This is a genomic window from Mesorhizobium sp. WSM4842 (assembly GCF_055901575.1).
Window position 1 is genome coordinate 2,758,373 of record NZ_CM148372.1, and the last position, 23,899, is coordinate 2,782,271.

Consider the following 23,899-nt stretch of genomic DNA (forward strand, 5'->3'; position numbering starts at 1 on the left):
TTCGCCTGCCCAGTTGAAAACCGCGCCAAGCAGCTTAGGTTCGACGCATGTTCAATGACCTCGGTTGAAGACGTCGAATGCCGAACAATCATGAGTTGACCACGATCGGCTTCGATGCCGACGACACGCTCTGGCAGAACGAGCAGTTCTTCCGCATGACCGAAAAGCGCTTTGCCGCGCTGCTCGCCGATCATGCCGAGGAGGAGCACATCTCGGCAAGATTGCTGGAGGCCGAGAAGCGCAACCTCGCCGTCTACGGCTTCGGCATCAAGGGGTTTACCCTGTCGATGATCGAAACGGCGATCGAGATTACCGAGGGCCGCGCGCCGGCCTCGGTCATCGCCGAGATTCTTGCGGCGGGCCGCGAGATGCTTGGCCATCCGATCGAGGCGCTGCCCCATGCGCGCGAAACCGTTGAAAAGCTGGCGGGCGCGTATCGCCTGGTGCTGATCACCAAGGGCGACCTTTTCGATCAGGAACGCAAGCTGGCGCAATCGGGCCTCGGCGACCTGTTCGATGCAGTCGAGATCGTCAGCGACAAGAGCCCCGCTACTTATAGCAGCATCTTCAGCCGCCACGGTGATGGCGCCGAAAAAAGCATGATGGTCGGCAATTCGCTCAAGTCGGACGTGGTGCCGGCCATCGAGGCCGGCAGTTGGGGCATCCACGTGCCGCATGAGTTGACCTGGGTGCTGGAACATGTCGAGCCGCCGGTCACCGCGCCTCGCTTCCGCCAGATAGCCGATCTCTCGGAACTGCCCGGGCTGGTCGAAAGCATCGGGAAAGCCAGCTGATTGCTTGTCCCGGCGTCGAACCGGACGTGCGCCGCAGAGCATCGATGCCGGACATTGCGCATCGCAATCCTAGTTGTCCGCTTCGCCAAGGGCCGCGCTGTCGCTGAACTCCATCGCGCGGCCGTGTACAATCCACGATGCAAAACCGTTTTCTACTTGCAAATCAGTCGCAATTGCAGAATATGCGACAAGCGCAGCGTCACTGTCGCATAATGGCGGCCGCCCGCGGGACATGCGAGCAAATCGCGACAGGAGATTTTGATGATCGAGAGATACGGGCGGTTGGTTGTCGTCGGGTTGATGGCTACAATGTTCGCTGCGGCAGTTGCTTCAAGCCCAGCGAAAGCGCAGGAAAAGTTCAAGGCCGTGACGACCTTCACCGTCATCGCCGACATGGCGAAGAACGTGGCGGGCGACGCAGCAATCGTGGAATCGATCACCAAGCCGGGAGCGGAGATCCACAATTACGCGCCGACCCCGGGCGACATTCAGCGGGCGCAGGGCGCACAGCTCATTCTGTGGAACGGGCTCAACCTCGAACTCTGGTTCGAAAAATTCTTCCAGAATCTCAGCGACGTGCCAGGCGCTATCATCTCCGAGGGCGTCCAACCGATGAGCATCGCCGAGGGACCCTATACTGGGAAACCGAACCCGCATGCCTGGATGTCCCCGACAAACGCGCTGATCTACGTCGACAACATCCGCGATGCCTTCGTCGAGCACGATCCGGCGCATGCCGAGACCTACAAGGCCAATGCAGAAGCCTACAAGGCAAAGATAGAGGCGGCCGTCGCGCCGATCCGCGATAAGCTTGCCTCGATCCCGAAGGATCGGCGCTGGCTGGTATCGAGCGAAGGCGCTTTCTCCTACCTCGCACGCGATTTCGAGCTGAAGGAGCTTTATTTGTGGCCGATCAACGCTGACCAGCAAGGCACCCCGCAGCAGGTTCGCAAGGTGATCGACGCCGTCAGGGAAAACAAGATCGTCGCCGTCTTCAGCGAAAGCACCGTGTCGGACAAGCCGGCCCGGCAGGTCGCGCGCGAGACGGGGGTGCATTACGGCGGCGTGCTCTACGTTGATTCTCTCAGCGAGGCGGACGGCCCGGTGCCAACCTATATCGATCTGCTGCGTGTGACTTCGGATACGGTTCAGAAAGGCCTCGCCGCAGGGCTGTCGCAATGAACGAAGCCGTTCCGCCTCTTGCCCCCGCGTTCGAGGATGCGGGAGGCGGCCTCGCCGTCCGCGGCGCGACCGTCACCTACCGCAACGGCCAGACGGCGCTGCGGGATGCGAGCTTTGAAATTCCGACAGGCACGATCACGGCACTTGTCGGTGTCAACGGCTCGGGCAAGTCGACGCTGTTCAAAGCCATCATGGGCTTCGTGCGGCTGGCAAAGGGAGAGATTTTTGTTCTCGGACAGCCGGCCGCGGCCGCGCTGAGGAAGAACGTCGTCGCCTATGTGCCGCAAGCCGAGGAGGTCGACTGGGACTTTCCAGTACTGGTCGAGGACGTCGTCATGATGGGTCGCTACGGCCATATGGGCATGATGCGCATTCCGAAGGCTGCTGATCGCGAGGCGGTTACCGCCGCGCTTGCGCGTGTCGGCATGAGCGATTTCCGCAAGCGCCAGATCGGCGAGCTTTCGGGCGGGCAGAAGAAGCGCGTCTTTCTCGCTCGGGCGCTGGCGCAGGATGGGCGCGTCATCCTGCTCGACGAGCCCTTCACCGGCGTCGACGTCAGGACCGAGGACGCTATCGTCGAACTGCTGCGCGCGCTCCGGGACGAAGGCCGAGTGATGCTGGTCTCGACGCATAATCTGGGTAGCGTGCCGGAGTTCTGCGATCGTGCCGTGCTGCTCCGGAACACGGTCCTTGCCTACGGGCCTACAGGACAGACCTTCACGCAGGCGAACCTGGAAAAGGCTTTCGGCGGCGTCTTGCGTCATTTCGTGCTCGGCGGCGCCGGGCTGCATGAGGACGACGACAGGCGCCGCCTTGCCGTCATCACCGACGACGAGCGGCCACTGGTCTTCTACGGAGAGAACGGAGCCATGCAGCAAAAGATGCGGGAACGCGACGAATGAGTATCCTGTTCGAGCCGTTCGGCTACGAATACATGCTCAATGCCATGTGGGTGTCCGCCTTGGTCGGGGGTGTCTGCGCCTTCCTGTCCTGCTATCTGATGCTGAAAGGCTGGTCGCTGATCGGCGACGCGCTCTCGCATTCGATCGTGCCAGGCGTCGCCGGCGCCTATATGCTGGGCCTTCCCTTCTCGATCGGCGCCTTCTTCTCCGGCGGGCTCGCCGCTGCGGCGATGCTCTTCCTCAACCAGCGCACCAAGCTGAAGGAAGACGCCATCATCGGCCTGATCTTCTCCTCTTTCTTCGGCCTCGGCCTGTTCATGGTGTCGCTGTCACCGACCTCCGTGAATATCCAGACGATCGTGCTCGGCAACATCCTGGCCATCACCCCGGAAGACACGCTTCAACTCGCCATCATAGGCTTCGTCTCGCTCGCCATCCTGCTGGTGAAATGGAAGGATCTGATGGTGGTCTTCTTCGACGAGAGCCATGCCCGCTCGATCGGCCTCAACCCGAGCGCGCTCAAGATCATGTTCTTCATGCTGCTATCGGCCTCCACGGTCGCCGCGCTTCAGACCGTCGGCGCCTTCCTCGTCATCTGCATGGTGGTGACTCCCGGCGCGACCGCCTATCTTCTGACGGACCGCTTTCCGCGCCTGCTCGTCATCGCGGTTGTAATCGGCGCGGCCACGAGTTTCAGCGGCGCCTATGCCAGCTATTTCCTCGACGGCGCCACCGGCGGCATCATTGTCGTCCTGCAGACGCTGATCTTTCTCGCCGCCTTCTTCTTCGCTCCCAAGCACGGAATGCTGGCAGCCCGCCGCCGCGCGGCGAGGATCTTGGAGGCCAGCCCATGAGCATCCTCGATACGCTGCTTTCCCCCTTCCAGTTCGGCTTCATGGTCAATGCCCTGATTGTTTCGGTTCTGGTCGCTGTGCCGACTGCGCTGCTCTCCTGCTTCCTCGTTCTCAAGGGCTGGTCGCTGATGGGCGACGCCATCAGCCACGCCGTCTTTCCCGGCGTGGTCATCGCCTACATCGTCGGATTTCCCTATTCGGTCGGTGCCTTCGCCGCCGGGATGGTCTGCGCTCTCGCCACCGGCTTCCTCAAGGATAACAGCCGCATCAAGCAGGACACGATAATGGGCATCGTCTTCTCCGGCATGTTCGGCCTCGGCCTGGTGCTCTACGTAAAGATCCAGTCCGACGTGCATCTCGACCACATATTGTTCGGTGACGTGCTGGGCATCGGCTTGCGCGACATCGTCGAAACGGGGCTCATTGCTGCGATCACGGCCGGCATCATCGGGATCAAGTGGCGCGACTTCCTGCTGCACGCCTTCGATCCGGCTCAGGCTCGGGCGGTTGGCCTTCGGGTCAACCTGCTCCACTACGGCCTGCTTTGCCTGATCTCTCTCACCATCGTCGGCGCGCTGAAGGCGGTCGGCATCATCATGGCCATCGCCATGCTGATCGCGCCTGGCGCCATCGCTTTCCTGCTGACAAGGAAGTTCAGCGCCATGCTGATCCTGTCGGTGATGATCGCGGTCGCCGCGTCGTTTCTCGGCGTCTATCTGTCCTTCTTCATCGACAGCGCACCGGCGCCGACCATCGTTCTCATGCTGTCCGCCGCCTTCATCGCGGCCTTCGCCGTTACCACACTCAAAGTGAGCCGAATGGAGATTGCCGAGGAAAGCTAGAAACGGGCAGTCATTCTCCGGATTTACGAGAGCGTCGCGTTTTCTGGATTGGCTTCACGTAGATCTCCAATCTGTGGCTGATGATCGTGAATCCGTGCCGTCGAGCGATTTCCTCTTGGAGCCGCTCGATCTCCGCCGACTGGAATTCGACGACGTCTCCCGTCTCGATGTTGATGAGATGATCGTGATGCTCACGGGGGACCGTTTCGTATCTGGCGCGCCGATCGCCAAAGGTGTGCCGCTCCAGAATGCCCTTTTCGCGCAGAAGGCTGACGGTGCGATAGACAGTGGCGAGCGCGATCGTTGGCTCAATGGCGACAACGCGGCGATGGAGTTCCACCACATCCGGATGGTCACTGGATTCGGATATAACACGCATGATGACGCGGCGCGGACCGGTGATGCGCAGCCCGAGTTTCCTGCAAAGCGCGGCGATGGTCTGTTCTGAGGACATGTCATGATCCGCCAATATCGACAGCCATGTCGCGAAGTCGGAACATGCCTGCGGATTTGTTCGAAGCTGCTACCCCAGATGCGTCGCAATTGCAAAAGGACATCGGACTGGGTTCGCTGTCAGGCGGTCATCCACTCAACATAAAGATATCCAGATCCGATCGCAAGGATCGAGGGAGGGCATGTGAGCCGGATAGAGGACGCCGGCTAGCTGCGTCCGAGCCCGATCAAATGGTCGATCACCGGCTGCAGCCGTTCGGTCGTGATTGGTTTGACGACTACCGCATCGATGACGCTCGACAGGCCGAGGCTCTCCGGTGTGCCGTTCTTGGTCGAAAGCAGGATCACCGAGGGATGCGACCTGCCCGAGGTGCGCCGCAGCGCGTCGATACCGGACATCAGCGCGTCGCAGTCCCGGTTGTCCGCTCCGCCATCGAGGACGACAGCTCCGGGAATGAGCGATCGCAGCGTCGTTGCTGCCGTTTCGGGCGATTCCGAGATCGGTTTGAGCCCGGATCGTTCGACGATTTTCGAAACCACCACCCTGTTGACCGGCGACTTCCCGACGACGAGCACGCGGGTGAAGTCCGTGAGCATCTCGCGGTCCACATTCCGGCTCCCCAAAGTCAGGTGGCTTACGGTTCTGGGATCGCGGTTCATGGCGCGCATGAGCGTGGGGGCACTCGTCTGGTTTCAATGCAGGGTTGAAACTTTAGAAATAATTGCCGTGAGATCGCTGCCTGTGTCAAGCTGAAATGGCGGATATCCAGAATATCGCAAGAAACGTTAAAATTTAAAGCAAGTTCTGTTCTTGCCCTATGCAAACTGGTCGTGCAGACGCAGATCACCTGCGCAGAGACTGCGCAGGTGATGCCGATTCCACCGACAGGCTTTGGTCGGATTTCGGTCAGCCGAGGCTCCGCTGGGTGACGATCACCGGGATAAGCAGATCGCCCCAGTTGCCGTCGCCGCCATGGTGACGTGCCGAGCGCACGAGCTCCACCGACACACCGGCCTCGACCGCCTTCATCACCGACTGGTTGAGCCTGTGCAGGTCATTCGCCAGCATGCGGATGGTCGCTTGCTGGTCGACGGTCATGGTGGTGGCCTGTTCTTCGGCCCGTTCCTTGACGCGGCTTATCGATGCCATTGGTCTTCTCCTTTATACCCCTTCGGGGCGTTACCTCTATTTTGTTGCGTTTGTGCTATTCCGCCGCCGGTTTGAACTGGGCGTGCTCGGTCGATTCATGCATGGCCGTGGTCGAAGACCGGCCACCGCTGATCGCCATCGACACGGCGTCGAAATAGCCGGTGCCGACTTCGCGCTGGTGCTTGGTCGCGGTATAGCCGTGGGCTTCCGCCGCGAATTCAGCTTCCTGCAACTCGGAATAAGCCGCCATCTGCCGCGCCTTGTAGCCGCGGGCGAGTTCGAACATGCCGAAATTGAGCTGGTGAAAACCGGCCAGCGTGATGAACTGGAACTTGTAGCCCATGGCGCCGAGTTCCTTCTGGAACCTGGCGATCGTGGCGTCATCGAGGTTCTTCTTCCAGTTGAACGACGGCGAGCAATTGTAAGCGAGAAGCTTGCCGGGATGGTGCCTGTGCACGCCCTCAGCGAACTTCTTGGCCTGCGCCAGATCGGGCTTGGAGGTTTCGCACCAGATCAGGTCGGCGTAGGGCGCGTAGGCGACGGCCCGCGCGATGCAAGGCTCGATGCCGTTTCTGACGGGATAGAAGCCCTCCACCGTGCGGCCGGCGCCATAGTCGACGAAGGGCTGGTCGCGCTCGTCGATGTCGGAGGTGAGCAGCTTTGCCGCTTCCGCGTCGGTGCGTGCGACGACCAGCGTCGGCGTGCCCATGACGTCGGCGGCAAGTCGCGCGGCGTTGAGGTTGCGGATGTGTGCGGCGGTCGGGATCAGCACCTTGCCGCCGAGATGGCCGCATTTCTTCTCCGACGCCAGCTGGTCCTCGTAGTGGACGCCGGCGGCACCCGCCTCGATGAAGGCCTTCATGATCTCGAAGGCATTGAGCGGTCCGCCGAAGCCGGCTTCCGCATCGGCGACAACAGGCGCGAACCAGGTGTCGACCGAAAGTCCCTTGCCTTCGGAGGTCTCGATCTGGTCGGCGCGCTGCAGGGTGCGGTTGATGCGCTTGACCAGTTCGGGCGCCGCATTGGCGGGATAAAGCGATTGGTCCGGATACATGGCGGATGCGGTGTTGGCGTCGGCGGCGACCTGCCATCCAGACAGGTAGATCGCCTTCAGCCCGGCCCGGACCTGCTGCATCGCCTGATTGCCCGACATGGCGCCGAGCGCGTTGACGAAGTCCTCTTCGTGGATGAGCTGCCAGAGCCGGTTGGCGCCCATTTCGGCGAGACTCTGCCGGATCTGGACCGAACCGCGCAGCCGCTTCACGTCGTCCGGCGAGTAGGGCCGCTCGATGCCGTCGAAGCGGCCTTCCGGTGCCGAGGGGACGAGGTTGTAAAAATCGGTCATTTGTCACTCCGGATAAATCGCTGCTGGGATGGAAACGCCGCCTCATGGAGATTTCTGCGTCGTTTTGGTGTGACAGCATTTACATTTCAGTGAGAAACAGGCGAGGAAAACCAGAAGATTGGCTGGAAAATAAGAGAAAACCTGTGTTGCGTTTGACAGGCAGGCACTGTAAATCCGTCACGATTGTAAAAGCCGGATATGGCCCCGCCGCACGGAAGCCATGTAAATTTCTGTCAAGGACAGTCGAGTGGCCGATCAGAAGATCTTCGCCGGGCCGCGCATCCGCCGCATCCGCAGCGCCAAGGGCCTGACCCAGACCGCGATGGCCGAAGGGCTCGGCATCTCGCCGTCCTACCTCAATCTCATCGAGCGCAACCAGCGGCCGCTGACGGTTCAGCTGATCCTCAAGCTGGCATCCGTCTACAAGGTCGACCCGCATGAATTGCAGGGCGAGGCTCGGGGGTCGGTCGCTGCCTTGAAGGAAGTGTTTTCAGACCCGCTGCTGGTCGGCGAATTGCCTGGTGACCAGGAACTGATCGAGCTTGCAGAGGCGGCGCCCAACGCTTCCGCCGCGGTGATAAAACTGTTTCGCGCCTATCGCGAGCAGGCCGAGCGCCTTTCCGATCTCAACGAGCTTCTCGCGCGTGAGGGCAAAGCGACGGCACTCGCCGGCGCCCGCTTGCCGATCGACGAGGTGCACGAGATTTTCGAGCGCCGGCCGAACCATTTTGCCGCGCTCGAAGAGGAGTCCGAGGCATTCACGTCGGTTCTCGATCCCGGCGACGATCTGTTCGGTGCGTTGAAGGCCTGGCTGAAGCGCGAATTCGCCATCGTCGTCAAGGTGCTGCCGGTCGCCACCATGCCGAACTGGCGCCGCCGCTACGACCGCCACTCGCAACGCCTGTTTCTGTCCGAGCGCCTGTCGCCGTTCGATCAGTTGCGCGAGGTGGCGATGGAGGCCTGCCTGATCCGCATGACGGTCGCGGTGGCAAGCGAGATCCAGGCGCTGAAGCTGACCACGGATGAAGCCCGCCGGCTTGCCCGCTTCGAGCTTGGCCGCTACGCCGCCCACGCGCTGATGATGCCCTATCAATCCTTTCACGCAGCCGCGATACGCGCGCGTTACGACATCGACGTGCTGCGCTCGCGCTTCGGCGTCTCCTTCGAGCAGGCGGCGAACCGTCTGACCATGCTGCAGCGGCCGGGCACGCCGGGCGTGCCGTTCTTCATGCTCGAGGTCGATAATGCCGGCAACCGCTTCCGCAAGGCGGGCAGCCAGGGTTTTCCGCAAAGCCGCTTCGGCGGCGGCTGTCCGAAGCTTCCCGTGCATGCCGCCTTTACCCAGCCCGGCCGGATCTTCGTAGAGGCGGTGGAAATGCCCGACGGCGCCGAGTTCCTCTGCGTCGCCCGCACGCTCGAAGGACCGCAAGGCTCGTTTTCGGAGCGACCGCGCCGTACCGCCCTTCTGTTGGGCTGCGATATCGGCTTTCGTGACGAGATCGTCTACGGCGCGGCACTGCCGGGGGCAGCCGCCGCGACCGGAAAAGCCGGACAGGGCGCCAGTCCGGCCACGCCGATTGGCCCGGCCTGCCGGCTGTGTGAACGCATCGGCTGCCTCGCCCGCGCCGAGCCGCCGGTGACGCGCCCGCTCGGCCTTGACGAGATGGTGACCGGACTAAGCGCGTTCGATTTCCAGTGACGGGCACAGCGTTTCCATCAAATTGCGCTCGGCGCATTGTTCTACCGCCCACCGCTGCCTATCAGGACGTCCATCTCAATCGTCAGCGGCTCTCCAACGCTCGGCGAAGCCAGCCCGCGCCAGACTTCCTCGCGCACTGTGACCTGCATGACTGGAGGAAGCTGGACATACTCCTGACCGCTCAATGTTGCTCCTTTGGTGATTCCGCTGAAATAATGGTCGAAAGATGAGAATTTGATGGGCCGAGTTTCAAGCTGGACATAGACCTCTTGAAACCCGGCGCGGTGGAGCAAGGAATGCAAGCATGTCGCGTCAGGGATGGAGAAGAAGCGATTTAGCTTTTCGGCTTTTTCGGGTGCGCAACGGGCGATTACCGCGCCTATTCTGGCGAACAGCGAGCGCTCCGGCGTCGTCGTCACGCTAACTGCAGTCCAGCCGTTGGGGCGCAGAACCCGACGAAACTCCGAAAGCGCTCCAAGCGGGTCTGAGAAGAACATGAGCCCAAGCTGACAGATCACCGCATCGAACCGACAATCCTCGTAAGGGAGCGCGTGAGCGTCAAACGTTGCGAGGGTGATTGGCTGGTTCTTCAAATTGCGTTTGGCAGATTCGAGCATGGCCGGCGAGATATCGCCGGCAGTGACAGAGCCGGATGGGCCTACCACGATCGCTGCAGCTTGCGCTGCTGCTCCTGTACCCGTTGCGACGTCGAGCACCCGATGGGCAGGCGCAATTTGCGCTGCCTTCAGCAAGGATGGAATGAACGAGTTCGTTGCGCGGGCGAACAGCTCGTCATAGCCAATCGCCGCCGTCTTGTAGAATGGCTCATCCATGGGTCGCCCTACACATGTTATTTACGTCGGTCACGGGGCTTCTCTTGTCACGCAGTAGCCGTCCAGCCTCGCATCGTAAACTATCCCTGCCAGCTCCGCACGACCGTCTTGCCCCGTGTGTGCGCTAGTCAGTGCGCCAAACGGAACACGGTGCTGGATCACGCCCGATCTTCGTCTTTGCGTTACGCGATTAATGCACGTTTCTGTCGTCCGCTGTGCATCGTGCTGCCCCGAAATCGCCGACAGTCGCATTCATGACCGATTCATCATCAGCGATAGTTGTTTCCCCTGCCGTCTCGCCGCGTGACGAGCGTGTCGGCTTCCTGTTGATATTGCTGTCGGCGCTGATGTGGAGTTTCGGCGGCGCCATCGCCCGTTTCATCGACGCCGGCGACAGCTGGACGGTGGTGTTCTGGCGCTCGGTCTGGGCCGCCGCCTTCCTCATCTGCTTCATGATCTGGCGCGACGGCTGGCACGGCACGGTAAGGTTGTTCCGCAGCATGGGCCTGCCCGGCCTTGCCGTGGCGTTCTGCTTCGCCACCGCATCGACCTCGTTCGTCGTGGCGCTTGCCTACACCACCGTCGCCAATATCCTTTTGATGCAGGCGGGCGTGCCGCTCCTGGCGGCGATGTTTGCCTGGGTGCTGTTTCGCGAACGGGTAGCCGTGGCGACCTGGGTGGCGATTGCAGCCGTCATTGCCGGCGTTGCCATCATGGTATCGGAGTCGCTCGATGGCGCCGTGTCGCCTATCGGCGACGGCTTGGCGCTGCTCATCGCTGTGATGTTTTCGATCGCCACCGTCATCACGCGACGCTTTGCCCATGTGCGCATGACGCCGGCGACCTGCCTCGGCACGATGCTTGCCGCCGCATTCGCCGCGTCGCAGGCGTCGCAATTCGGCGTTTCCAGCAGCGACATGGGCTTCCTGTTTGCATTCGGCGTGGTCAATCTGGGTCTCGGCCTTGCCTTCTTCGCCACCGGCGCCCGGCTTGTTCCAGCAGCGATCGCAGCACTGCTCGGCACTTTCGAGCCGATCCTCGGCCCGATCTGGGTCTGGCTCATCCATTCCGAGGTGCCGTCGGGACGCACCATCCTTGGCGGCGCGGTGGTGGTCACGGCGCTGCTCGTCCATATCGGGCTCGAATTCAAGCGTCAGGCGCGGCCGGTGCGGCCGGGTGTCACCGGCATGCCGTCGCCTAATTGATTGCAGCGCACGCGCCAAAGCGAGATGAGCCATTGACAATGGCGCAGCCGCGCGGGCAGGCTGCAAATACGGCAACAACAAGACAGGCTCATCTTGCCAAGTCTCCCCTCCGGCCCGACCGAGACCGGACAACATCGTCGTATCCCTGCCCGCGCCGTGGCGAGAGCCTTTGACGGCGCCGGAATGCCACCTGGATCACGACATGGGAACGGGGGACTCGGCCGCCGCACATCGAACCACCAGGGTGTCGGCGGTTCGCGCTTGTCGCTTGTCGGAAAGCCCAATAATCTGAAGCAAACGCCAGCCGCGCAGCCCCGCGACGAGCTGGCGATGGAACACTCATCAAAGGAGACACGCATGACCCGCAAAGCATTCTGGCTTTCGGCGACCTCGGCATTTCTGACGCTTTTCACCCTCGGCGCTCATGCCCAGGACCGCGTCGTCAATGTCTATAACTGGTCGGATTACATCGACAGCTCGATTATCGAGGATTTCACCAAGGAAACGGGCATCAAGGTCACCTACGACACCTTCGATTCCAACGAGCTCCTGGAGACGAAACTGCTTGCCGGCGGCAGCGGCTACGACGTCGTCGTGCCGACCGCCAATTTCCTCGCACGCCAGATCCAGGCAGGTGTGTTCCAGAAGCTCGACAAGTCGAAGCTGCCCAACATTTCCAACATGTGGGACGTCGTTTCGGAGCGCACAGCCAAGTACGATCCCGGCAACGAATATTCGATCAACTACATGTGGGGCACGGTCGGCCTCGGCTATAACATCAAGAAGGTGCAGGAAGCGCTCGGCACCGACAAGATCGATAGCTGGGACGTGTTCTTCAACCCGGAAAAGCTGGCCAAGCTGAAGGATTGCGGCGTCTATGTCCTCGACTCTCCGAGCGACATCCTCCCGAACGCCTTCAAATATCTGGGTATCGATCCCGAGACCACGTCGCTGGACGATTTCGCCAAGGCGGAAGAACTGATGCTGAAGATCAGGCCTTACATCCGCAAGTTCCACTCGTCGGAATACATCAACGCCCTGGCCAATGGCGACATCTGCCTGGCCGTCGGCTGGTCGGGCGACGTGTTCCAGGCGCGCGACCGTGCGACGGAGGCAAATCAGGGCGTCGAGATCGGCTATTCCGTGCCGAAGGAAGGTGCCGAAATGTGGTTTGACCAGATGGCGATCCCGGCCGACGCGCCGCATGTCGCCGAGGCGCATGAATTCCTGAATTACATGATGAAGCCGGAGGTGATCGCCAAGTCGAGCAACTACGTCTTCTACGCCAACGGCAACAAGGCGTCGCAGCAGTTCATCAACAAGGAGATACTCGAGGATCCGGCGATCTATCCGGACGAGGCGACGTTGGCGAAGCTGTTCACCATCGCCCCCTACGATTCCAAGACCCAGCGCGTCGTCACCCGCACCTGGACCAAGATCGTCACCGGGCAGTAAGCGACAATCAACGACCCCGCAGGTGCTGCCGGGGTCAAATCTTCTGGGGATAGGACGCAGGACGGAGTGGGATATGAAATCGCTTGGCAGCATCCGCAGGGATTTCGCGCCGTGGAACGACCCGAACGCCAAGCCATACATCCAGTTCGACAAGGTCACCAAGAAGTTCGGTGACTTCACCGCCGTCAACAATTTGTCGCTGACCATATTCGAGCGCGAGTTTTTTGCCCTGCTCGGGGCGTCGGGCTGTGGAAAATCGACGCTTTTGCGGATGCTCGCCGGCTTTGAGGAGCCGACCGCCGGCCGCATCCTGCTTGATGGCCAGGATCTGCGCGGCATCCCACCATACCGGCGGCCGGTCAACATGATGTTCCAATCCTACGCGTTGTTCCCGCATATGACGGTCGAGAACAACATCGCTTTCGGCCTCAAGCAGGACGGCATGCCGAAGCCCGAGATCGCGGCGCGCGTTGGAGAGATGCTGAAGCTGGTCAAGCTCGAGCAGTTCGCCAAGCGCAAGCCGCACCAACTGTCCGGCGGCCAGCGCCAGCGCGTCGCGCTTGCCCGCTCGGTCGCCAAGCGGCCGAAGGTGCTGCTGCTCGACGAGCCTCTGGGCGCGCTGGACAAGAAGCTGCGCGAGGAAACACAGTTCGAGCTGATGGACCTGCAGCAGTCACTCGGCCTCACCTTCGTCGTCGTCACCCACGACCAGGAAGAGGCGATGACCATGGCCGACCGTATCGCCATCATCGACAAGGGCGAGGTGATGCAGGTAGCGACGCCGGCGGAAGTCTACGAGGCGCCGGGCTCCCGTTTCGTCGCCGGCTTTGTCGGCAACGTCAACATGTTCGAAGGCAAGATTGCGCATGGCGAGGCCGGCGCGGCAAGCATCGATGCGGGCAACGGCATCACCATCCGGGCCGAGAATGCCGGCGATGCCGCCACCGGCGCGGCCGTCGCCTTCGCCATCAGGCCGGAGAAGATCAAGATATCCTCGACGAGACCGGCGGGCGCTGTCAACGCCATCGAAGGCGAGGTCTACGATATCGCCTATCTCGGCGACATGACCGTCTATCACGTCAGGCTGGACGACGGCCACGTGGTGCGGGCCAGCACGATGAACGCGGCCCGCATCACCGAGGATCCGCTGAGCTGGAACGACCGTGCCTGGGTGTCGTTCAGGCCGGACGCCGGCGTCGTGCTGACACGATAGAGGCGGTCATGTCGAATGCCGCTGTCACCGCTGCAACAAGCTCTCGGGCCGCCGACGCGGGCAAATCCGCCCTGGCCAGACTGGGCGAGGCCTTCGTTGGCCGCCTTGTCATCATCATCCCCTATCTCTGGCTGGTCTTCTTCTTCCTCATTCCGTTCGTCATCGTCTTCAAGATTTCGCTGTCGCAGACGGCGATCGCTATACCGCCCTACACGCCGGTACTTGGCTTCGGGGATGGGCTTTCCGGTTTTTTTGCTCAGCTCAAACAGCTCAGCATCGATAACTACACATGGCTGACGCAGGACGCGCTCTACGTCAACGCCTATGTGACGAGCGTCGTTGTCGCCGCCATTTCGACGGTGCTGACATTGCTTGTCGGCTACCCGATCGCCTATGGCATGGCCCGCGCGCCGGCGATGCTGCGCCCGACTTTGCTGATGCTGGTGATCCTGCCATTCTGGACCTCGTTCCTGATCCGCGTCTACGCCTGGATCGGCATCCTCAAGCCCGAGGGGCTGCTCAACCAGTTCCTGCTCGCCACCGGCGTCATCAGCCAGCCGCTGATCATCCTCAACACCTATACGGCGATCTTCATCGGCATCGTCTATTCCTATCTGCCGTTCATGGTGCTGCCGCTTTATTCCGCCCTCGAGAAAATGGATTATTCGCTGATCGAGGCGGCCAAGGATCTCGGTTGCCCGCCGACCAGCGCCTTTTGGAAGATCACCTTTCCGCTGTCGCTGCCCGGCGTCATCGCCGGCTGCCTGCTGGTGTTTATTCCCGCCGTCGGCGAGTTCGTCATTCCCGACCTGCTCGGCGGCTCGCAGACGCTGATGATCGGCAAGACGCTGTGGAACGAGTTCTTCGCCAATCGCGACTGGCCGGTGTCGTCGGCCGTCGCCGTCATCCTGCTGTTGCTGCTGATCGTGCCGATCATGCTCTTCCAGCGGGCCCAGGCCCGCGCCCAGGAGCAGGACAAATGAACCCGACTTGGAGCCGCTTCAACATCACTTCGATCGTGCTCGGCTTTGCCTTTCTTTACCTGCCGATCGTCCTGCTCGTCGTCTTCTCCTTCAACGAGTCGAAACTGGTCACTGTCTGGGGCGGCTTCTCGACCAAATGGTACGTCTCGCTGTTCCACAACCGGGGCCTCATGGACGCCACCTGGGTAACGGCCCGCGTCGCCGTCATCTCGGCCACCGTGGCGACCGTGCTCGGCACGCTGGCAGCTCTCACCTTGACCCGCTACACGCGCTTCAAGGGCCGGACGTTGTTTTCCGGCATGGTGTTTGCGCCGCTGGTCATGCCGGAAGTCATCACCGGCCTGTCGCTGCTGCTACTCTTCGTCGCCGTCGGTCTCGACCGCGGCTTTCTCACCGTCACGCTTGCCCATATCACCCTGACCATGTGCTTCGTCGCCGTCGTCGTGCAGTCGCGCTTGATCACGTTCGACCGCTCGCTGGAAGAGGCCGCGATGGATCTTGGCGCGCCGCCGGTGAAGACCTTCTTCCAGATCACGCTGCCGGTCATCATGCCGGCGATTGTGTCTGGCTGGATGCTGGCGTTCACATTGTCGCTCGACGATCTGGTCATCGCCAGCTTCACCTCAGGGCCCGGCGCCACCACGCTGCCGATGAAGATCTACAGCCAGGTTCGTCTCGGTGTGACGCCGGAGATCAACGCCGCCTGCACCATCCTGATCGCGGTCGTGGCGGTCGGCGTCATCATCGCTTCGCTCGCCAACAAGCGTCGCGAGGTGCAGCGCCAGCGGGACGAGCAGGCGGCGCAGCGTGGGTGAAAAGCCGGCAGGAAGCACTCCTGACGACGACCGCGGCAGCCTCGCTGCCTACTTTCCGGAAACCCCGCGGCTTATCGGCGAAATGAACGGCGTGCTCCACGTTCCGCCGACGAAGAACGAGGACTGGTTGGGACCCTGGTTATTTGTCTGCGTGGCTGGCTGGTCCGCCTGAATGATGCCGCCGGACAGCGCCAGCCCGCGCCCGGCGTAGGAGGCGATGCCGGAAAGCCAGATCTTGTACTTCGCCGAATTCGCTTCGGCCTTGTCGATCTTCGCTACACCGTTCGAGATGCTCGCCTTGAGTTCGGCCCCGTCGATCGGCAGCGTTCCGTCGGAGATATCGTCGAGCGCGAAGAACCCGCCCTGTTCGTTGTGTTTGAGAAACGCCGGCAGGTTGAACCGGCTCAACGCGCCCTGGCCGAATTTCGCCGAGACCGAGCCGTCGGCGTTTTCGAAAATGGAATCCCAGGTTCTGCCCGGCCCCTTGAGGATGACCGAAACGGTTCCCGTGCCGATCGGCACCAGCCGCGTCATTCCGGCTGCGGTGCCAAAAGCGCCGCCGTCGATGTCGGAGGCGAGCAGCCTGATCTCGACCTGCGTGCCTCCCGGCTTGCGGTCGAAACGAAGACTGCTCTGGATGTTGCCGCCAAAGGCCGATGCATCGGAAATATCGAAGACGGCAAGACCGTTCTTGACCTGGGCGGCGGCAGCGACGTCGGCAAGCTGGATAGCGCCTGCGGTGGCCTGAGCTGCCGACAGTCTGAGATCGAGATCGATCCGGTCGGCGACGCTTATGTCGATTTCGCCGGGGCCAACGCCGCTCGTAGGCGCCAGGGGTGTGAAGGCGGAGAGAAAGGACCGCAAGTCGAGCGTCTCGAAGGCGAGCGTACCGGCGATCACCGGCCGCGCCTCGCCAAAGGAGAAGTCCAGCGCACCCATTCCCGGATTGTCGTCCAGAGCGATCTCGGTGTTTTCGAATTTAATGCGGCCGGAGGTCGCCGTAACCTTGCTGGAAACGGAAACTGAGCCGATTGCCGCGCCCGGCGCGATGCCGGCCCGCGACCATTCGAGCACGCGCCTGAGCGAGGGTGCGGCAAATTTCGCCTGGCCGTCGAAATAGGCGTTCTCGGACATGCTGGCCACGCCGTCGAAGGAAAAACTGGCAGGGGGCGCCTTGAAGGAAAGCGTCATCGGCGCCGCACCGCCCCCAAACAGCACCAGCGGGTTCGACGATGCGGCATCCACAGCGACGCTTTCGCCACGCCAGATCCCGGTCGCCGACAGCGTCGCATTGCTGTTCATTGCGGCCCAGTTCGCCTGTCCGCTCAGGCTGCTCAGTATCTCAGCGTCCTTGCCATCGACGGAGGTCACCACGCGGCCGTTCCTGAACTCCACGGTGCCGAACGGATCAGCCGGCAGCTTGCTCAGGTCCGGCTTGGCCGGATTGGCGCTGACCACGGCGCGAGCGATGTCGATGGAACGCGTGATGCGTCCGCCTGAAGGCAGGGCAGGCAGGAAAAATCCATGTGCTGCGCGTTGAACCCTGATCGTCGGCCGGATCAGCCGCGCCGTCGAAAACACCACATCGCCCTGCAACGCCGCCATGGCGGAGAGATTGACCTCGACCCGTTCGGCCTCGATCACAGGCGGCGCGTCGCTCTCTGTCCATTGCGAAAGCGTCACGTCGGACAGGATGGCCCGGAAATTCGGCCAGACCTCGATCCGCGGGGCCCCGTCGATGTTGACCCTGAAACCGCTCCATGCACTCATTTCCCAGGCGATGCGGTCGCGCACGATGCGGGTCGAGGCGACCAGCGGCAGGGCGGCAACGGCCAGCGCGATGACGAGCACGGCAACGCCGATCGCCCATATTCCGCGCCGGATCAAAGGTGATGACATGTCGCCCCGTATGCTTCCGTTCCGACAAGAATCGCCCGACGGGTGTAACCCACGGCTGACGCATTTCAAGTCTTTATGGCCCAGCGATGGCATTTGCGCACATCCACGTCGCTCGGCCGAACAAAATCTTGCTCTGCTGCGCAGCGATATGCATAAGCGATGCCAATGCATGTCGCCAAAATCGTTTTGGGATAACGCATACATGAAAACAAAAGTCTAAAGCGCGTCGCGTGAATCTCTTCAAACGTGATGTGCTTCAAGGAGGAACGATCATGGCCGGCGACGCACCGCTCTGGGCACCGACGAAGGACCAGGTCGACGCCGCGCCCATGACTGCCTTCATGCAGGCCGCCGCGGCCGCAACCGGCAAGGATTTTTCCGCCTACGCCGATCTACATCGTTGGTCGATCGACGATCGCGAGGCATTCTGGAGCCTGGTCTGGGATTTTTGCGGGATCGTGGGCGACAAGGGTGCCAGTGGGGGCGCCAGTGGGGGGATCAGTGGCGGCGAGCGCGTGCTTGTCGATGGCGAGAAGATGCCCGGCGCCGCCTTCTTTCCCGACGCCAAGCTTAACTTCGCCGAGAACCTGTTGAAAAAAACCGGGCTCGGTGACGCCATCGTCTTTCGCGGCGAGGACAAGGTCGAGCGCCGGCTCTCCTGGAACGAGTTGCATGCGCTGACCTCGCGGCTGCAGCAGCTTTTCCTGTCGCTCGGGGTGAAAAAGGGCGACCGCATCGCCGCCATGATGCCCAACATGCCGGAGACGGTCGCGGCAATGCTGGCGACAGCCTCGATCGGCGCCGTCTGGTCGTCCTGTTCTCCCGATTTCGGCGAACAGGGCGTGCTGGACCGGTTCGGTCAGATCGAGCCTGTCGTTTTCATCGCGCCCGACGGTTACTGGTATAATGGCAAGGCGATCGAGGTCGCCGACAAGATCGCGGCGGTTGCCGCAAAGCTTCCCACCGTTGGCAAGATCCTGATCGTCGACTATCTCGGCACGTCGACCGATGTGGCGGCGACCATCGAGAAGGCGACTGCGCTGGACGAGGCGCTCTCATCCTTTGCCGCCAAGCTCGTAACCTTCGAACGGTTGCCGTTCGCGCATCCGCTCAACATCCTGTTTTCTTCCGGAACGACCGGCATCCCCAAATGCATCGTCCATTCGGCCGGCGGAACGCTGATCCAGCATGTCAAGGAAGAACGGTTCCACGCCGGCCTGCTCGACGGCGACCGCTTCTTTTATTTCACCACCTGCGGCTGGATGATGTGGAACTGGCTGGTGTCCGGCCTGGCATCGGGTGCAACCCTTCTACTTTATGACGGGTCGCCCTTCTATCCCGACGGCAACGTGCTGTTCGATTTTGCCGACGCCGAGAAGATGACCTATTTCGGCACCTCGGCGAAATTCATCGATTCCGTGCGCAAGGCCGGCCTCAGACCGATCAAAACGCATGATCTTTCCAGCGTGCGCACGATCTCCTCCACCGGCTCGCCACTGTCGCCCGAGGACTTCCGCTTCGTCTATGACGGCATCAAGAAGGACGTGCATCTCGCCTCGATCTCCGGCGGCACTGACATCGTCTCCTGCTTCGTGCTCGGCGTGCCGACCGAACCGGTATGGACCGGAGAGATCCAGGGGCCTGGTCTCGGCCTCGCCGTCGATGTCTGGGACGACGACGGCCACCCGCTCAGGCAGGAGAAGGGTGAACTCGTCTGCACCAAGGCGTTTCCGGCGATGCCGATCGGCTTCTGGAACGATCCCGAAGGCAAGAAATACCACGCAGCATATTTCGAGCGCTTCGACAATGTCTGGTGTCACGGCGACTTCGCCGAATGGACCGCTCATGGCGGCCTGATCATCCACGGCCGCTCCGACGCGACGCTCAACCCGGGCGGGGTGCGGATCGGCACGGCGGAGATCTACAATCAGGTCGAGCAGATGCCGGAAATCCTGGAAGCGCTGTGCATCGGCCAGGATTTCGACAACGACGTGCGGGTTGTGCTGTTCGTGCGGCTGGCAGCGGGGGTGCAACTCGACGCCGAGCTGGAAAAACGCATCCGCGCGAAAATCCGCAGCGGCGCGAGCCCCCGCCACGTGCCGGCTAAAATCGTCGCCGTCGCCGACATTCCACGCACCAAATCGGGCAAGATCACCGAACTCGCGGTGCGCGACATGGTGCATGGCCGCGCTGTCAAGAACAAGGAGGCGCTGGCCAATCCCGAAGCGCTCGAGCTGTTCCGCGACCTGCCGGAACTGGCCGACTAGCAAACAGGCCGGCGGCGCATTCGACTTGATAGGCCCGGCCGAGCATGGTTAACGAAATATCTCGCTCGAATTTACCTAGATTTCATGAGTGGTACACATTGGTAAATTTTTCGCGGCGCCGGTAAGGTTTTGTTAAGGGCCGGCATCGATAGTCGTGCGTAACTTGAGGGAGAAATCCCGTTCCTCTAAATCCCCAGAGGATCTGAATTCGCTCAAGCCCCCGTTGTAACAGCAATCCAATCATTCAAGGCGTCCTGTTGGACGCCTTTCTTTTTTAACTAATCCGCGAGCACGCGGGTCGACGGGAAAGCGACTTCGACCAAGGTGCCCTCGCCGGGGGTCGAGTTGATGGTGAACCGGGCCCGGTTCGCCTCGACCATGGCCTTGGTCAGCGGCAGCCCGAGGCCGGTGCCGTCGCCGCGCCCACGCTTCAGCGCGTTGATCTGCTTGAACGGCTTGAGCGCCTGCTCGATCTCGGACTGGCTCATGCCGATGCCGGTGTCGCGCACGCGCATCACGACGTCGCCGGAGATCTCGTAGGCTGTCGATACGATCACCTGGCCGCCGGCCTGTGTGTAGCGGATGGCATTCGACAGGATGTTCAGCGCGATCTGGCGCACGCTGCGCAGATCGGCCACCACTTCCGGCAGCCGTGAGGCGAAGCTGGAGCGGATGATGACACGTTCGCGGTTGGCTTGCGGCTGCATCATCGCCACCGTCTCGGCCAGCGTGTCGTTGAGCGACACCGCCTCATAGGCCATCTCCTGCTGGCCGGCCTCGATCTTCGAAATGTCGAGCAGGTCGTTGACCAGGTCGAGCACATGGTTGCCCGACCGGTTGATGTCGCGCAGATAGTCGCGGTAGCGGTCATTGGCGACCGGCCCGAATTTCTCGTCGACCATCAACTCGGAAAACCCGATGATGGCGTTGAGCGGCGTGCGGATCTCGTGGCTGATACGGGCGAGGAAGTCGGTCTTTTGCGAGGAGGCGCGCTCGGCCACGGCGCGCGCCTGGGTCAGGTCCTCTTCGGCCCGCTTCCATTGGGTGATGTCGCGCACCACCGCGCAGAAGCCGCTGTCGTTTGGCAGGCTGCCGATGGTCATGAACAGCGGAATGAAGCGCCCCTGCGCCTCGCGTCCGATCACCTCGCGGCCGTCGTTGAGCACGCTCGCCACGCCGGGCTCGGACAGTCCGTCGAGATAGTCTCGCGCGGCGCGCTGGCTTTCGATCGCGAACAGCGAGACGAAGGGCTTGCCGGTCACCTCGTCGCTGTCGAAACCGAACAGCGCTTCCGCCGGGCGGCTGATCGAGCGGATCGTTCCGTCTCGGCCGATCAACACGACGCCGTCGGTCGCGGTGTCGATGATGGTGCGCATCTCGGCGATGCGTGCCTTGAGTTCGGAAGTGTCCGGCTGCGTATGGTCGTCGGCGGCGCCATGCGGAATAGCTGCTGCCTCGTCGTCGCCGGAACGGCGCACGACCAGCATCAGCGCCTTGCCGCCACGCCACGGCACCGAACGCAGAATGGCCTCGATCGGGAACTCCTGACCGTCATGTGTCTTCAACCGCAACGCGTGATCGGTTCCGTCGGGGGCGCTGCCGTCGTAAGGATCGGCAAACAGCGCGCCGAGGCCACCGGCATCCTCCAGATCGTCGAGCGTGTCATAGCCGGTCAGGCTGAGGAATTCCTCATTCGCATAGTGAAGATCGTCGCCGGAATGGATGAGCAGCGGCACCGGCAGCTTGCCGAGGATCGAGATATCCGGAGCCTTGTTGTCATCTGCGGTCGAAAAAGCCGATGGCACGAAGCCTTCGAGCTTGAGCGGCGGCACCGGCAGGCGCGGCGGTTCGATCGGCGACGGCTCCACGTCGCCGGCATCGCCGATGTCATCGGTTGACGAACGGGCTTCGTCGTCATCGGGCCGCGCCCAATCCTCGTTGTCTTCTGCGTCACGGAAATCGGCAGCCGTCATGCTGTCGTCGTCTTCGGCGGCGGTCGATCGACCACTCGTGTCGGTGGGTTCGACCACCTCTTGCGCCGCCTTGTCCGGCTCCGAAACCGGCGCACCGTCGCTGTTGTCGGCGACATAGTCCCGGTCGGCGTAATCGAGCAGCGAGCCTGAGATGCCGGACACGGTTGCTTCCGGCTGCTCGCCGTCGAGCCTTGCGACATCGTTCTCGTCTTCGACATCGGTTTCGGTCGGTTCCGCCGCAGCCGGTATTGCAGCATCGGGCTGTTCGGTCGGGGGATTGTCCTTCTTGAGCCGCTCGCCGATCTCACGGAATGCACTGCGTTCCAGCGTCGACAGGCCTTTGTCGTTGGCCGGCTGCCTGTGCTCGGCCAACCGGATCACCTTGTCGGCAAAGCGCCGCTCCGGCTTCGGCACGATGGTCAGCGCCGGCACCTCGCCCTGGAACGGGTCGGTTTCGTCAGGCGTTGCGGCGACTTCCGGCTCGACAGCTGCGGTGGCCTCTGCATTGGGGACAAGCGCCATACCGATCGCTTCGGGATCGACCACTGCATCGCCGGTGCGGGCAACGCCGAAACCGCGAAAACCCTCGAAGGCACGGCTGCGGCCGTAGACAGGCAGCGCCGCCAGGTCGACGGGTATCTTGAAATCGGTGCCGGCAACCGGCCACAGCACGGAGCGGCCGGACCAGGTGTCGCGTCGGTCGAGCAGGCCGGCGATCTCGCCGGACGCATCGAGGTCGAAGGTGGCGGCGACGTCCCTGAAGCGCCGGCCAATCACATCGGCGGCAGGCTTGCCGACGAGTTCCGCGAATTCCGGCGACAGCGCACTGAACCTGCCTTCGGCGTCGGTTCGCCAGACGAAACGCAGGGGCGGCGCCGCGCGGTCGATCGAGGGGATGGCACGCTCAGTCGGGGAGGCGGCCCTGATGGCATCCTGTGCGGAACTTTCCGCCGAAGCATCCGCCTCGACATGTCCGGACGCATCCGGTCCCGGCTTTTGCGCCTCATCCTCGCTGGCGCTGAAATACCAATGGTCATGCTGTGGAGGCATTCCGCCGGCCGCTTCCGGACCCTGCTCGGTCGAATCAGGCGCGGTTGAATCAGGTCCTGTCGAATCGGGCCGGGTCGAATCGGGCCCGATGGAATCGGGAACGTCATGCTCCGCCGACACCGATGTGTCTTCGCCGGCTGCCGGGACTGTCTCTGCCGCATCCGTCTTCGCGGCTGCTGCCGGCGCATTGTCCTGTTCTGCCTTTGGCCGGACTGCGGCAACGGCCGCCGCCGCACCGGTTGCGCTTTCCATCCCCGCGCTGCGCTCGCCAGCAGAGGCTGCTTCGGAGTCAAGCCGGTCCTCGTCGATCACCACCAGCAGGTGCCGCTCGTCCGTCAGCCGGGCGAGGCCGGCCGGATAGGAAGTGGTGCCGCCTGGAACGAGGCGTTTGACGATGCGGTCGCTCTCGTGCGCCACATCGGCCACAAGCGCTGCCAGCGTTTCGGGCAAGATGCCGAGCGCCGAAAAACCATCGGAAGCGGCCTCGATGTTGCCGTTGGCATCGACGAAGGCGATGTAATGACCGTCTTCGGTAAAGCCGCTGATGGCCCGAGCGGCGATCTCGGCGGCGCTGCGCGAGCCGGTCTGCGCCGCCGGCACCGCCAGCATAATCGCGTTCTCGCCGTCAGGCATTGTCACCGCGCTGGCCAGAAAGCCAACCGCGCGGCTGGTCAGGCCGGTTGCCAGCCGCAGCGTGATGGCGCGGTCGCGGCCGATCTGTGGAAAACCGCTTGTCGCCATGATCTGGCGCCTGGCGATCAGCGGCAAGCCTGTCGAGGCGCCGATGATGGCCTCGATGTCGGGATAGCCGAACACCGCTGCCCCTGGTCCGTTTGCCCAGATCACCTGTTCGAGGTCTGCCGACAGAAGCGCGATCGCGTCGCCGGCGGCAAAGCGCTGGCGGACCGCGTCGAGCACGGCGACGTCGAGGAAGGAGTAGTTTTCGGACGGCATGCGCTTTGGGAGCCCTCACACAGCGGCAGTT

The 23,899-nt window shown here is 62.4% G+C and carries 19 protein-coding genes; 12 read left to right on the forward strand and 7 right to left on the reverse strand.

The window, feature by feature from the left end; translation table 11 throughout:
* Positions 1-77 precede the first annotated feature (77 nt).
* The 5 genes from AC0NIE_RS13400 (at position 78) to AC0NIE_RS13420 (ending at position 4,574) form a co-directional block, all read left to right on the forward strand.
* Positions 78-794: an HAD family hydrolase gene (locus tag AC0NIE_RS13400; protein WP_473487175.1), complete on the forward strand. Its 717-nt coding sequence runs from the start codon at positions 78-80 to the stop codon at positions 792-794.
* 300 nt (positions 795-1,094) lie between these two features.
* Positions 1,095-1,976: a metal ABC transporter substrate-binding protein gene (locus AC0NIE_RS13405; protein WP_473487202.1), complete on the forward strand. Its 882-nt coding sequence runs from the start codon at positions 1,095-1,097 to the stop codon at positions 1,974-1,976.
* A complete protein-coding gene (locus AC0NIE_RS13410; protein WP_473487174.1) occupies positions 1,973-2,878 on the forward strand; it encodes a manganese/iron ABC transporter ATP-binding protein in 906 nt (301 codons plus the stop codon). The genes AC0NIE_RS13405 and AC0NIE_RS13410 overlap by 4 nt, the downstream gene beginning before the upstream one ends.
* Positions 2,875-3,732 carry an iron/manganese ABC transporter permease subunit SitC gene (gene sitC, locus AC0NIE_RS13415; RefSeq protein WP_258122026.1) on the forward strand — a complete coding sequence of 286 codons (858 nt, stop codon included), beginning with the start codon at positions 2,875-2,877 and terminating at the stop codon, positions 3,730-3,732. Before AC0NIE_RS13410 ends, sitC begins: the two co-directional genes overlap by 4 nt.
* Positions 3,729-4,574: a metal ABC transporter permease gene (locus AC0NIE_RS13420; protein WP_473487173.1), complete on the forward strand. Its 846-nt coding sequence runs from the start codon at positions 3,729-3,731 to the stop codon at positions 4,572-4,574. Before sitC ends, AC0NIE_RS13420 begins: the two co-directional genes overlap by 4 nt.
* A gap of 10 nt (positions 4,575-4,584) precedes the next feature.
* Here AC0NIE_RS13420 and AC0NIE_RS13425 read toward each other — a convergent pair whose 3' ends face one another.
* The 4 genes from AC0NIE_RS13425 to aceA form a co-directional block, all read right to left on the reverse strand.
* A complete protein-coding gene (locus AC0NIE_RS13425) occupies positions 4,585-5,028 on the reverse strand; it encodes a Fur family transcriptional regulator (RefSeq protein ID WP_473487201.1) in 444 nt (147 codons plus the stop codon).
* A gap of 206 nt (positions 5,029-5,234) precedes the next feature.
* On the reverse strand, positions 5,235-5,624 hold the full coding sequence (locus AC0NIE_RS13430; RefSeq protein WP_473487200.1) for a response regulator: 390 nt from the start codon (positions 5,622-5,624) through the stop codon (positions 5,235-5,237).
* 310 nt (positions 5,625-5,934) lie between these two features.
* Positions 5,935-6,177, reverse strand: coding sequence for an SMc00767 family acetate metabolism repressor (locus tag AC0NIE_RS13435; protein WP_077379645.1), 243 nt, complete (start codon positions 6,175-6,177; stop codon positions 5,935-5,937).
* 55 nt (positions 6,178-6,232) lie between these two features.
* Positions 6,233-7,522, reverse strand: a complete 1,290-nt coding sequence (aceA, locus tag AC0NIE_RS13440; RefSeq protein ID WP_473487172.1) for an isocitrate lyase — start codon at positions 7,520-7,522, stop codon at positions 6,233-6,235.
* Positions 7,523-7,769: 247 nt separating this feature from the next.
* Here aceA and AC0NIE_RS13445 point away from each other — a divergent pair, with 247 nt between their 5' ends.
* Positions 7,770-9,221: a helix-turn-helix domain-containing protein gene (locus AC0NIE_RS13445; protein ID WP_473487171.1), complete on the forward strand. Its 1,452-nt coding sequence runs from the start codon at positions 7,770-7,772 to the stop codon at positions 9,219-9,221.
* A gap of 41 nt (positions 9,222-9,262) precedes the next feature.
* Here AC0NIE_RS13445 and AC0NIE_RS13450 read toward each other — a convergent pair whose 3' ends face one another.
* Positions 9,263-10,054, reverse strand: a complete 792-nt coding sequence (locus AC0NIE_RS13450) for a class I SAM-dependent methyltransferase (RefSeq protein ID WP_473487170.1) — start codon at positions 10,052-10,054, stop codon at positions 9,263-9,265.
* Positions 10,055-10,308: 254 nt separating this feature from the next.
* On the opposite strand from AC0NIE_RS13450, the gene AC0NIE_RS13455 reads away from it, so the two are divergent.
* The 5 genes from AC0NIE_RS13455 to AC0NIE_RS13475 all read left to right on the forward strand — a co-directional run bounded on the left by AC0NIE_RS13455 (position 10,309) and on the right by AC0NIE_RS13475 (position 15,725).
* Entirely contained in the window at positions 10,309-11,259 is a 951-nt protein-coding gene (locus AC0NIE_RS13455) for a DMT family transporter (protein WP_473487169.1), read from the forward strand.
* Between the two features lie 357 nt (positions 11,260-11,616).
* Positions 11,617-12,714: a polyamine ABC transporter substrate-binding protein gene (locus tag AC0NIE_RS13460; RefSeq protein WP_258122033.1), complete on the forward strand. Its 1,098-nt coding sequence runs from the start codon at positions 11,617-11,619 to the stop codon at positions 12,712-12,714.
* 73 nt (positions 12,715-12,787) lie between these two features.
* Positions 12,788-13,927, forward strand: coding sequence for an ABC transporter ATP-binding protein (locus tag AC0NIE_RS13465; RefSeq protein WP_473487168.1), 1,140 nt, complete (start codon positions 12,788-12,790; stop codon positions 13,925-13,927).
* Between the two features lie 8 nt (positions 13,928-13,935).
* Positions 13,936-14,910 carry an ABC transporter permease subunit gene (locus AC0NIE_RS13470; RefSeq protein ID WP_473487167.1) on the forward strand — a complete coding sequence of 325 codons (975 nt, stop codon included), beginning with the start codon at positions 13,936-13,938 and terminating at the stop codon, positions 14,908-14,910.
* Complete coding sequence (locus tag AC0NIE_RS13475; protein WP_473487166.1) at positions 14,907-15,725, forward strand: ABC transporter permease; 819 nt, start codon at positions 14,907-14,909, stop codon at positions 15,723-15,725. The genes AC0NIE_RS13470 and AC0NIE_RS13475 overlap by 4 nt, the downstream gene beginning before the upstream one ends.
* 48 nt (positions 15,726-15,773) lie before the next feature.
* Here AC0NIE_RS13475 and AC0NIE_RS13480 read toward each other — a convergent pair whose 3' ends face one another.
* A complete protein-coding gene (locus AC0NIE_RS13480) occupies positions 15,774-17,624 on the reverse strand; it encodes an AsmA family protein (RefSeq protein WP_473487165.1) in 1,851 nt (616 codons plus the stop codon).
* Between the two features lie 272 nt (positions 17,625-17,896).
* On the opposite strand from AC0NIE_RS13480, the gene AC0NIE_RS13485 reads away from it, so the two are divergent.
* Entirely contained in the window at positions 17,897-19,891 is a 1,995-nt protein-coding gene (locus AC0NIE_RS13485) for an acetoacetate--CoA ligase (RefSeq protein WP_473487164.1), read from the forward strand.
* Positions 19,892-20,169: 278 nt separating this feature from the next.
* Here AC0NIE_RS13485 and AC0NIE_RS13490 read toward each other — a convergent pair whose 3' ends face one another.
* On the reverse strand, positions 20,170-23,868 hold the full coding sequence (locus AC0NIE_RS13490) for a PAS domain S-box protein (protein WP_473487163.1): 3,699 nt from the start codon (positions 23,866-23,868) through the stop codon (positions 20,170-20,172).
* Positions 23,869-23,899: the final 31 nt, after the last annotated feature.

Excerpts from the sequence above, each read along its gene's own strand:
- AC0NIE_RS13485 (WP_473487164.1), top strand. The coding sequence starts at position 17,897 with ATGGCCGGCGACGCACCGCTCTGGGCACCGACGAAGGACCAGGTCGAC.
- aceA (WP_473487172.1), bottom strand. The coding sequence starts at position 7,522 with ATGACCGATTTTTACAACCTCGTCCCCTCGGCACCGGAAGGCCGCTTC.
- AC0NIE_RS13410 (WP_473487174.1), top strand. The coding sequence starts at position 1,973 with ATGAACGAAGCCGTTCCGCCTCTTGCCCCCGCGTTCGAGGATGCGGGA.
- AC0NIE_RS13450 (WP_473487170.1), bottom strand. The coding sequence starts at position 10,054 with ATGGATGAGCCATTCTACAAGACGGCGGCGATTGGCTATGACGAGCTG.
- AC0NIE_RS13430 (WP_473487200.1), bottom strand. The coding sequence starts at position 5,624 with ATGCTCACGGACTTCACCCGCGTGCTCGTCGTCGGGAAGTCGCCGGTC.
- AC0NIE_RS13475 (WP_473487166.1), top strand. The coding sequence starts at position 14,907 with ATGAACCCGACTTGGAGCCGCTTCAACATCACTTCGATCGTGCTCGGC.
- AC0NIE_RS13455 (WP_473487169.1), top strand. The coding sequence starts at position 10,309 with ATGACCGATTCATCATCAGCGATAGTTGTTTCCCCTGCCGTCTCGCCG.
- AC0NIE_RS13490 (WP_473487163.1), bottom strand. The coding sequence starts at position 23,868 with ATGCCGTCCGAAAACTACTCCTTCCTCGACGTCGCCGTGCTCGACGCG.
- AC0NIE_RS13435 (WP_077379645.1), bottom strand. The coding sequence starts at position 6,177 with ATGGCATCGATAAGCCGCGTCAAGGAACGGGCCGAAGAACAGGCCACC.
- AC0NIE_RS13420 (WP_473487173.1), top strand. The coding sequence starts at position 3,729 with ATGAGCATCCTCGATACGCTGCTTTCCCCCTTCCAGTTCGGCTTCATG.
- AC0NIE_RS13425 (WP_473487201.1), bottom strand. The coding sequence starts at position 5,028 with ATGTCCTCAGAACAGACCATCGCCGCGCTTTGCAGGAAACTCGGGCTG.
- AC0NIE_RS13470 (WP_473487167.1), top strand. The coding sequence starts at position 13,936 with ATGTCGAATGCCGCTGTCACCGCTGCAACAAGCTCTCGGGCCGCCGAC.
- AC0NIE_RS13460 (WP_258122033.1), top strand. The coding sequence starts at position 11,617 with ATGACCCGCAAAGCATTCTGGCTTTCGGCGACCTCGGCATTTCTGACG.
- AC0NIE_RS13465 (WP_473487168.1), top strand. The coding sequence starts at position 12,788 with ATGAAATCGCTTGGCAGCATCCGCAGGGATTTCGCGCCGTGGAACGAC.
- AC0NIE_RS13400 (WP_473487175.1), top strand. The coding sequence starts at position 78 with ATGCCGAACAATCATGAGTTGACCACGATCGGCTTCGATGCCGACGAC.
- sitC (WP_258122026.1), top strand. The coding sequence starts at position 2,875 with ATGAGTATCCTGTTCGAGCCGTTCGGCTACGAATACATGCTCAATGCC.
- AC0NIE_RS13405 (WP_473487202.1), top strand. The coding sequence starts at position 1,095 with ATGGCTACAATGTTCGCTGCGGCAGTTGCTTCAAGCCCAGCGAAAGCG.
- AC0NIE_RS13480 (WP_473487165.1), bottom strand. The coding sequence starts at position 17,624 with ATGTCATCACCTTTGATCCGGCGCGGAATATGGGCGATCGGCGTTGCC.